The sequence below is a fragment of the Aciditerrimonas ferrireducens genome (assembly GCF_023130475.1).
GTDB lineage: Bacteria > Actinomycetota > Acidimicrobiia > Acidimicrobiales > UBA8190 > Aciditerrimonas > Aciditerrimonas ferrireducens.
In genome coordinates this window covers 1-8,424 of sequence record NZ_JAKHEX010000036.1, presented here as the reverse complement: position 1 = coordinate 8,424, position 8,424 = coordinate 1, and the positions used below count along the sequence as shown (strand labels likewise).

Here is an 8,424-nt window from a genome sequence, read left to right as displayed (position 1 = left end):
GAACCGACCGCGCGAAACTGTCGACCGTCAGCCCGAACTCTCGAGCTGACCACACCGAGGACCACACTCGGATTCCCACCACGTGGCGGGGCCCTATCTCGAGTAGCGGACCACAGGTGGTCGGGACATCCGCCCGCGCCCACCAGGGCTAGCTGATAGGCACCGGGTTCGACTGGCCGAAAGTGACCGCCGGCGGGGAACTCGAGCCGTCTGCCATCGGGCACCCCTGTCGGCGCACCACCAGGAGCGGCCGGGCCCTGGCCTGGCGTCGGCCTGCGCCAGGCCTGGCGCTTCGTCCACTGGCCAGCCCCACCAGCTCGGGAGCCCAAGGCCGGGTGGCGAGGCGGTGGGTAGGAACCCAACCTCCCTTACCGGGAACGACGAGCAGCAGCCAGCTTCCGCCGCACCTCCCGCGTGATCGCCAGTGCTACCTCCAGGTCGCCCTCCTCTTCGACCGGCACGGCCAGCGCCGCCAGGACCTGGACCTGCTCCTCCCGTCGCTGCTCCTGGTACCGCAGGACGTCGTCCACCCGCACTCGTCGGTGGTTGCCGACGCGTTCGAAGGGGATCCTCCCCTGCTCGAGCAGCCGGACGAGGGTTGGCCGGCTGACGCCCAGGAGATCGGCAGCCTGCTGGGTGGTCAGCAGCTGCGCCCGTGGCGCCACCGTCACCGCCACCCCCGCCCCAACCTTGTCTCTTCAGACAACACTCCAGGTAGGATGGGTGGGTGACCTCCCGCCTGGCCGGGCCGGACGCCGGGGCCCTCATCCGCCAGGCCCGGCTGCACAGCGGCCTGACCCAGGCCCAGCTGGCCGCCCGGGCGGGCACCTCGGTGTCGGCCCTCTCGAAGTACGAGCACGGCCACAAGGTGCCGACCTACGCCACCCTCTACCGGCTCCTCCGAGCCGCTGGCGCCACCCTCCGGCTGGTGCTGCCACCGCCCCGCGACCCGACCGAACCGGCCGTGCCCCAGCGCGAGCCGGCGCCGGACGGGGTCCTCCAGCCGGTCGGCCGCTACGTGGCGGCCATCGCCGACTACCTCTCGACCTGGGGTGTCGAGACCGCCTGGCGGGTCCTCGTCCAGTTCGCCGACGACTTCCGGGCCGCCTCCCGCCTGGCCCAGGAGATCGCCGTGGCAGCCAGGCCACCGAGCACGGGGGACCGCCGCTTCGACGCCGCCTTCGCCGCCCTCATCGAGCACCTCTGTCGCGAGCAGCGCATCCCTCGCCCCTCCTGGGTCGACGACGAGGACCTCATCGCTGCCCCGGTCTGGTACGTCTCGGGCGAGGACCCCGAGACGTACAGCGAGACCCCCATCGCCTTCGCCAAGCACGGGGTCTGGATCCACCGGGGAGCGTTCGCCAGTGTCTGAGCAAGGGGCAACCACCGGCTCCGCCTCCCCTACCGCTCCGGTTCCTCGAGTCGCAGCCGGCCCGCCCGCCGGGCGACCCGGCGGCCACCGGGCAGCTCGGTGGCCCGGGCCAGGCCACAGGCCACCGCCAGGACCCGCTCGATGCTGGCCAGGTCCGGGGGGTGGGGCTGGTCGGCCCCGAGCCAGGCCCGAAGGGCCCGCCGGGCCAGGGGCCGGGGCGCGGCCCGCAGAGCCCGGGCATCGGTGGCGTCGAGCGTGCCGGCCAGCTCGGCCAGCAGCGCCCGGTCCTCCCGGGCCAGGTCGGCCAGCCGGGCGAGCAGCGGCACGACGTCCCGGCCGGCCAGCTCGTTGCACAGCGGCAGCAGCTTCTGGCGGACCTGGTTCCGCCGGAACCGGGGGTCGGCGTTGCTCGGGTCCTCCAGCCACCCAAGGCCCAGGGCCCGGCAGAGCGCTGTGGTCTCGGCCCGCCGGATCCCGAGCAGGGGGTGCTCGGGACCCGGGGTCATGCCGGCCAGCCCGTCGGGGCCCGTGCCCCGCAGGAGCCGCAGCAGGACCGTCTCGGCCTGGTCGTCCATCGTGTGGCCCGTGGCCGCCCCCGGGCCGAGGGCGACCCGCCGGGCCTCCCGGGCCCGCTCCTCCAGGTTCGGCCCCGGGGGCACCACCACCCGCCTCGCCTCGAACCCGGCCCCGAGCCGCTCGGCCGCAGCGGCCACCACCCCGGCCTCCTCGGCCGAGCCGGGCCGCAGGCCGTGGTCGACGTGGACCGCCGTGACCTCCAGCCCCTGGGCCACCGCCAGGGCCAGCAGGGCCAAGGAGTCCCGGCCCCCCGACACCCCGACCCGCAGGGCCGTGCCCGGGGCCGGGAACCGGCAGCGGGGCAGCAGGCTGGCCAGCAGCCCGTCCCGCTCGGGCCCGGCCCGCTCGGGTCCGGCCCGCTCCGAGCCGCCCACCGCGGGCCGGCTCAGGCCCCCCCGACCCGGGCCACCCAGGCCGAGGGGTCCTCGATCTCCTCCCAGCTCGGCAGCAGCGCCGGCCCCTCCCAGACCCGGGCCAAGAGCTCCCGGCCCCCGGCCCGCTCGACCTCCTCGATGAACCGCTCCCCCTTGCGGTACTGGGCGAGCTTCGCCCCGAGGCCCGTCAGCTGCAGCAGCAGGCGGCTCAGCGGGTTGCCTCGCTGCCGGCGCTCCTCGAGCACCTGGGCGAACCAGCCGGCCTCGGGCAGCCGCTCGGCGGCCGCCCGGTTCATCGTCACGTCCCCGTGCCCCTCCAGCAGGGCCATCAGCGCCTGGATCCGCCGCAGCAGGTCCCGCTGGGCCTTGCTCGCCACCAGGCCCACCACCCCGGCCTCCGCCAGGGGGTTCTCGCCCCGCCGGACCGCCTGGGCGGCCCGCCCCAGGGCCTCCAGCAGCTTCGCCGGGTCCGGCCGGGCCTCGGCCAGGGCCTGCTCCACCAGGTCCAAGAAGTAGGACCGCAGCCAGGGCACCCCCGTGAACTGGCACCGGTGGGTCACCTCGTGCAGGGCGATCCACAGCCGGAACCGCCGGGGCGGGAACCCGAAGCGGGCCTCTAAGCCGGCCACGTTCGGGCCCACGTAGCTCACCGGGTCCGCCCCGGGCCGCTCGGCCACCAGCAGGTCGTACTGCCCGAGCACCCGCCGGGCCATCCAGCCGAGCACCAGGCCCAGCTCCGCCCCGGCCAGCTCCGGCTGCACCGCGCCCAGGGGGCCCGGCAGCTGCCGCTGCGGCCAGCGCTCCAGCACCGGGGTCAAGAGGCGCTCGAAGGTCGCCAGGTTCTGTGCCACCCAGGCCCGCCGGTCCAGGACCTCCCCCCGGCTCGGGCCCTCGGCCGGCACCAGCCCGGTCTCGGCCACCACCAGGGCCTCGGCCTCCTCCGTGGCCCACCCGAAGTCCTCCCGCAGCCGGTCCCACGCCCGCTCGTCCAGCGCCCGGCCCCCGCCGAACACGCCGCCCTCTGCCACCAGCCCCCCGACCCGCCTCGCCGTCTCCCACGCCACCGGGCCGCTCACGCCGGCCAGTGTAGGGACCGGACCCCGGGCCCGCCGACCGGCCTCCTCGGCGCCCGCGGCTCCGGGCTACTCGGCTGGGCTCGTGGCCTGCTTCGCCTCCTCCTCGGCCAAGGCGGCCCGGATCCGCTCCAGCAGGCTCGGGGGCACGTGGTCCTTGCAGCGGTTGGCGATCAGCTGGCGGAGCTCGGCCTCGAACCCGTAGGCCTCGACGCAGGAGTGGCACTCGTCGAGGTGCCGCTGGATCTTCGCTCGTCGTTCCTCGGTCAGCTCCCCGTCGAGGTAGTGGTAGAGCCGCTCGACGGCCTCCCCGCAGTCGGCCTCCTCGGCGTCCCCCTCGCCGGGTGCCCCGGGCGGGGCTTCGGCCGCCCTGGCTCGTTCCTCCACGCTCCTTCGGACGGCGTCCTCGCTGCCGCGCTCCATCTCCGGTCCTCCCATGGCCGCCGCAGGGTCAGGCCCTGCCAGCCTCGGCGGTCCCCACCAGTCCGCGGGCAACTGCGAAATCGTGCAACGCCTTCTGCAGGGCCTTTCTTCCCCGGTGGATCCGGCTCATGACCGTCCCGATGGGCACGTCGGTGATCTCGGCGATCTCCTTGTAGGAGAAGCCCTCGACGTCGGCCAGCAGCACGGCGATCCGGTAGGCCTCGGGCAGCGACTCGATGGCCTGCTTCACCTCCTCGTCGGTGAAGCCCTCCAGCACCTCGTCCTCCGCCGAGCGCCCCAGTCCCTGGGCCTGCAGCTCCCCCAGGCGCCGGTACAGGTAGAGGTCCTCGACGTCCTCCACGTCGGCCCGCTCCGGCCGGCGCTTCGCCGCCCGGTAGCTGTTGATGAACGTGTTCGTCAGGATCTTGTACAGCCAGGCCCGCAGGTTCGTCCCGTCCTGGTAGGAGCCGAATGCCCGGTAGGCCTTCAGGAAGGTCTCCTGCACCAGGTCCTCGGCGTCCGCCGGGTTCCGGGTCATGCGGAGCGCGGCCGTGTAGAGCGCCGGCATGTGCTCCATGGCCATCTCCGCGAACCGGGCCTGGTCGGCCATGGGCCGACCCTAGCGCCTCGGGGCCCCCAGCACCGGGAGCCCCGCCCCCGTGCGCCAAGGTCCCCGGCCGTCACGCTCCCCGTGCCCTAGGCTCCGGGGGCACCTGACCTCCGCGCCCATGCCTGACGCCGCCGTCACCGTCGTCCTCCCCACGAGGGACCGCCCCCGGCTCCTCGCCGACGCCCTCGGGTCGCTCCTCGCCCAGACCCGCTCGGACTGGCGGGCCATCGTCGTCCACGACGGGCCTGTTCCCGCCACCGACCTGGCCCTGGTGCCCACGGATCCTCGCATCGAGCTGCTCGCCCTCGAGGAGCCCCGGGGGGCGGCGGCGACCCGCAACCGGGCCCTGCCCCTCGTTGGGACCCCCTTCGTGGCCTTCCTCGACGACGACGACCGCTTCCGCCCCGACCACCTGGCCCGGGCGCTCGCCGCCCTCGAGGCCGGGGCCGAGGTGACGGTCAGCGGCTGCCAGTACGTCGAGGAGACCGTCGAGCCCACCGGGGATCGCCGAGCGACCGGCACCACCTGGGCCTACGACCCGAGCCCCTACAGCGACACGCGCCTGGCGGCCGGCAACTTCATCCCCCTGCCGAGCGTCTGCTGCCGCACCGACGCCCTCGCCCAGGCCGGCCCCTTCGACGAGGGCCTCACCGTCTACGAGGACTGGGAGCTCCTTCTCCGCCTCTGCCCGAACCGGGCGGTCCAGGTCCTCCCCGAGCCGACCGTCGAGGTCTCCGTCCGCCCGGCGGCCGACTCGCTCAGCCGGGCCGAGCCCCTGGCCACCTGGCTCGAGTGCTTCGACCAGGTCTGCCAGCGCTACCCGGCCTGGTCCTGGCCGGTCCAGCTCGGCCGCACCCACACCCGCCTGGAGATCCTCATCCGCATGGCCCGCCCCGGCGACTTCGACGCCGAGGCCTACCTGGCCGCGAACCCCGACGTGGCCCAGGCCGGGGTCGACCCCGTCCGCCACGCCGTCCTCCACGGCTTCCGCGAGGGCCGCGTCCGGGTCGGCTAGCCGGCCAGGGCCCGGGCCAGCTCCCCCCAGGGCCCAAGGGCCCGGCGGTCCTCCAGCCAGGCCTGGCCGGCGAAGTAGCTCACCACCCGGCTCGCCACGCCCCCGTAGCGGGCCCGGAGGGCATCGGCCACCGTCGCCCAGTCCCCGGCCACGCAGAACTGCCCGAGCAGCTCGTCGTCGACCTCCTTCGCCATGCCCGCCAGGTCCCCGGCCTTCTGCCGGGCCCGGATCCGCTCGGGCACCTCGGGCCGGCCCAGCTGCTCGAAGATGAACCGGTAGTTCGGCGTCGAGCCGTAGAAGGCCACCTGGGCCCGGGCCCGCTCCCACCACCGCTCGACCTCCCCCGGACGGTCCCCGGCGGCCACGAACGCCGGGCAGATCACCGTCAGGTCCGCCACCTGCCGCCCGGCCCGGGCGGCCCCCTCCGCCAGGGCCGGCAGGACCGTCTCGCGCAGGTAGGGCTCGGTGTTCAGCGGGTGCACGTGGACCCCGTCGGCCAGCTCCCCGGCCAGCCGCAGCATCCACGGGTTCACCGCCGCCAGGTCCACCGGCGGGTCCGGCACCGGGATCGGCCCCGGGGACCAGGCGGCCGGCAGGAGCCGCAGGGACCAGTAGCGCCCCTCGAAAGCCAGCGGCTCCTCCCCCCGGAACGCCCGGAAGGCGGCCCGCAGCGCCAGCAGGTACTCCCGCATCCGGGGACCCGGCGGGTCGTAGGGCATCCCGAAGCGCCGCTCGATATGGGCCCGCACCTGGCTGCCCAGCCCCAGCCGGAACCGTCCCCCCGAGGCCTCGGCCAGCTCCCAGGCCACCTGGGCAGTCACCATCGGGCTCCGGGGGAACGCCACACCGGCCAGGGCCAGCGCCGCGCACGTCAGGTACGCGGTCCGCCCGGTCTCGGTCACCACCACCCCCGCCATCCCCGCCGAAGCGGCGTCCCGCGCCAACTCCGTGGCCTGCCGAAGCGGCAGACCCGGCACCATCAGGTCCAGTTGCACCCCGCCCACCCTACCCACGCCCACCTGGCCCCGGTGGGGCCGGCGCCACCCCAAGGCCGCCTCGCCCCTTGCTTCTCGCGCACCGGCCCGCTACGGTTCGATCGCAGCCTGCTTCGCGGACCCGGACCGGTCCGCCCTCGAACGCCGCCCGACCGGATCCTTCGGGTCCGAGGAGTTCGGAACCGTGATCGTTGCCATTTGGGCTGTCATCTCCATCCTGGCCTCCGGTCTCGTCGCCGTGGTCGTCGAGGCCCGCGCCGACCGCCGGGGCCTCCACGTCCGCCTCGAGACGCTCTCCGACCAGGTCCAGCTGCGCATCCAGCAGGCCGAGCACGGCGTGCGCGCCGAGATCGGCCGCGTCGAAACCAGCCTCCGAGAAGAGAACGCCCAGCTCCGAACCGAGCTCCGGGACGAGATCAGCCAGGTCCGCACCGAGCTCCGGGACGAGATCGGGCGCGTCGAGTCGAGCCTGCGCGACGAGATCAGCCAGGTCCGCACCGAGCTCCGGGACGAGATCGGGCGCGTCGAGTCGAGCCTGCGCGACGAGATCAGCCAGGTCCGCACCGAGGTCGGCCGCGTCGAGTCGAGCCTGCGCGACGAGATCAGCCAGGTCCGCACCGAGGTCGGCCGCGTCGAGTCGAGCCTGCGCGAGGAGATCAGCCAGGTCCGCACCGAGGTCGGCCACGTCGAGTCGAGCCTGCGCGAGGACATGAGCCACTTCCGCTCCGAGCTGCGCAGCGAGCTGCAGGGGCTGCGGCTCGAGGTGCGCGAGGAGCTGGGCAAAGAACGCGCCGAGCGTGCTCGGCTCCAGGGTCAGATGGCGGTCGAGCTCCACCTCATGCGGGTCGAGATGGGCGAGCTGCGGCGGACGGTGCGTGAGGACCTGGAACGGACCGAGGCGGTCGCTGCCGATCTCCGAGGCGAGCTGGCTCGCCTCCGGCCCGGGGGTCCCTCGGCGCCGCCCGCCGCCTGAGCCCCCGGTCCTCGGGGCGCCGGTCCTCGGCGCCGCCCGCCGCCTGAGCCGCCCGCCCCCGCCCGGCCCGGCCGACCCGGGGTTCAGCCGGCGGGGACGGTCCAGCGGACCGGCAGGTGCTCGGGGCCCCAGATGCCGTTCGTCGGGGGCTTCCAGGTGATGGGCCCGTCGAGGGCCAGGTCCGGGAACCGCCGGGCCAGGCGGGGCAGGGCCTCGGCCAGCTCGGCCCGGGCCAGGGCGGCCCCGAGGCAGTGGTGGACCCCCGAGCCGAAGGTCAGCTGCACCGGGCCCCGCTCGCCGCTCCCTTCCCCCGTGAGGTCGAGACGGTCCGGGTCGGGGAACACCCGGGGGTCGTGGTTCGCCCCGGCCAGGCTGACCGCCACCAAGGTGCCCTGGGGGAACAGCACCCCCCGGTACTCGATGTCCTCCGAGGCGATCCGCCCCGTGGCCCGCACCGCCCCCAGGCGCCGCATCGTCTCCTCCACCGCCCGGGGGGCCAGCTCGGGGCGCTCCCCGAGGAGGGCCCAGTGCTCGGGGTGCTCGAGCAGCAGGGCCACCGAGCAGCCCAGCTGGTTCCGGGTGGTGTCCGTCCCGGCGAGCAGCAGCGCCTCGACCAGCATGACCAGCTCCTCGCCCGAGAGCCGGTCCCCCTCCTCCTCGATGGCGATCAGGGCCGAGAGCAGGTCGTCTCTCGGCTCGGCCCGCCGCCTGGCCACCAGGGCCTCGACGTACTCGTCGAGCTCCCCCAGGGCGGCCTCGATCGCCGGGAGGTCCTCGGCGACCGTCCCGTTGAAGATCTTGAACACCTCGGTGGCCCAGTGCGAGAACTTCGCCCAGTCGCTCGCCGGGGCGCCCAGCAGGGCGCAGATGACCGGGATCGGGTAGCGCTCGGCCACCTCCTGCTGCAGGTCGCAGGCCCCCCGGTCGGCCACCTCGTCGAGCAGGCCCTCCAGGATCCGCCCCATCTCCGGCCGCAGCCGCTCGGCCGCCGCCGGGGTGAACGCCGGGGCCAC

10 protein-coding genes are annotated in these 8,424 nt (G+C 75.1%); 3 read left to right on the top strand and 7 right to left on the bottom strand.

The features are described 5' to 3' along the window. Positions 1–368: 368 nt before the first annotated feature. Positions 369–677: a helix-turn-helix domain-containing protein gene (locus Acit_RS12445; protein ID WP_248109373.1), complete on the bottom strand. Its 309-nt coding sequence runs from the start codon at positions 675–677 to the stop codon at positions 369–371. A gap of 50 nt (positions 678–727) precedes the next feature. Between Acit_RS12445 and Acit_RS12440 the strand changes: the two genes are divergently transcribed. Further along, complete coding sequence (locus Acit_RS12440) at positions 728–1,372, top strand: helix-turn-helix domain-containing protein (RefSeq protein WP_248109372.1); 645 nt, start codon at positions 728–730, stop codon at positions 1,370–1,372. Between the two features lie 29 nt (positions 1,373–1,401). Here Acit_RS12440 and tilS read toward each other — a convergent pair whose 3' ends face one another. From tilS to Acit_RS12420, 4 genes are all read right to left on the bottom strand, one after another. After that, complete coding sequence (tilS, locus tag Acit_RS12435; RefSeq protein WP_248109371.1) at positions 1,402–2,322, bottom strand: tRNA lysidine(34) synthetase TilS; 921 nt, start codon at positions 2,320–2,322, stop codon at positions 1,402–1,404. 11 nt (positions 2,323–2,333) lie between these two features. Next, positions 2,334–3,398 carry an Rv3626c family coenzyme F420 biosynthesis-associated protein gene (locus tag Acit_RS12430; protein WP_248109370.1) on the bottom strand — a complete coding sequence of 355 codons (1,065 nt, stop codon included), beginning with the start codon at positions 3,396–3,398 and terminating at the stop codon, positions 2,334–2,336. A gap of 66 nt (positions 3,399–3,464) precedes the next feature. After that, positions 3,465–3,818: a mycothiol system anti-sigma-R factor gene (gene rsrA, locus Acit_RS12425; protein ID WP_248109369.1), complete on the bottom strand. Its 354-nt coding sequence runs from the start codon at positions 3,816–3,818 to the stop codon at positions 3,465–3,467. A gap of 28 nt (positions 3,819–3,846) precedes the next feature. Next, the gene (locus Acit_RS12420; protein ID WP_282436930.1) at positions 3,847–4,428 is read right to left on the bottom strand and encodes a sigma-70 family RNA polymerase sigma factor; all 582 of its coding nucleotides are present in this window, start codon (positions 4,426–4,428) and stop codon (positions 3,847–3,849) included. 118 nt (positions 4,429–4,546) lie between these two features. Between Acit_RS12420 and Acit_RS12415 the strand changes: the two genes are divergently transcribed. Then, positions 4,547–5,443: a glycosyltransferase family 2 protein gene (locus Acit_RS12415; RefSeq protein ID WP_248109368.1), complete on the top strand. Its 897-nt coding sequence runs from the start codon at positions 4,547–4,549 to the stop codon at positions 5,441–5,443. Here the strand turns inward: Acit_RS12415 and Acit_RS12410 are convergent. After that, positions 5,440–6,438 carry a TIGR03617 family F420-dependent LLM class oxidoreductase gene (locus Acit_RS12410; protein ID WP_248109367.1) on the bottom strand — a complete coding sequence of 333 codons (999 nt, stop codon included), beginning with the start codon at positions 6,436–6,438 and terminating at the stop codon, positions 5,440–5,442. The genes Acit_RS12415 and Acit_RS12410 overlap by 4 nt on opposite strands. A gap of 184 nt (positions 6,439–6,622) precedes the next feature. Here Acit_RS12410 and Acit_RS12405 point away from each other — a divergent pair, with 184 nt between their 5' ends. Beyond that, positions 6,623–7,411: a coiled-coil domain-containing protein gene (locus tag Acit_RS12405; protein WP_248109366.1), complete on the top strand. Its 789-nt coding sequence runs from the start codon at positions 6,623–6,625 to the stop codon at positions 7,409–7,411. A gap of 83 nt (positions 7,412–7,494) precedes the next feature. Here the strand turns inward: Acit_RS12405 and Acit_RS12400 are convergent. Further along, on the bottom strand, positions 7,495–8,424 hold a 930-nt coding region (locus Acit_RS12400; protein WP_248109365.1), incomplete at its 5' end, for a cytochrome P450.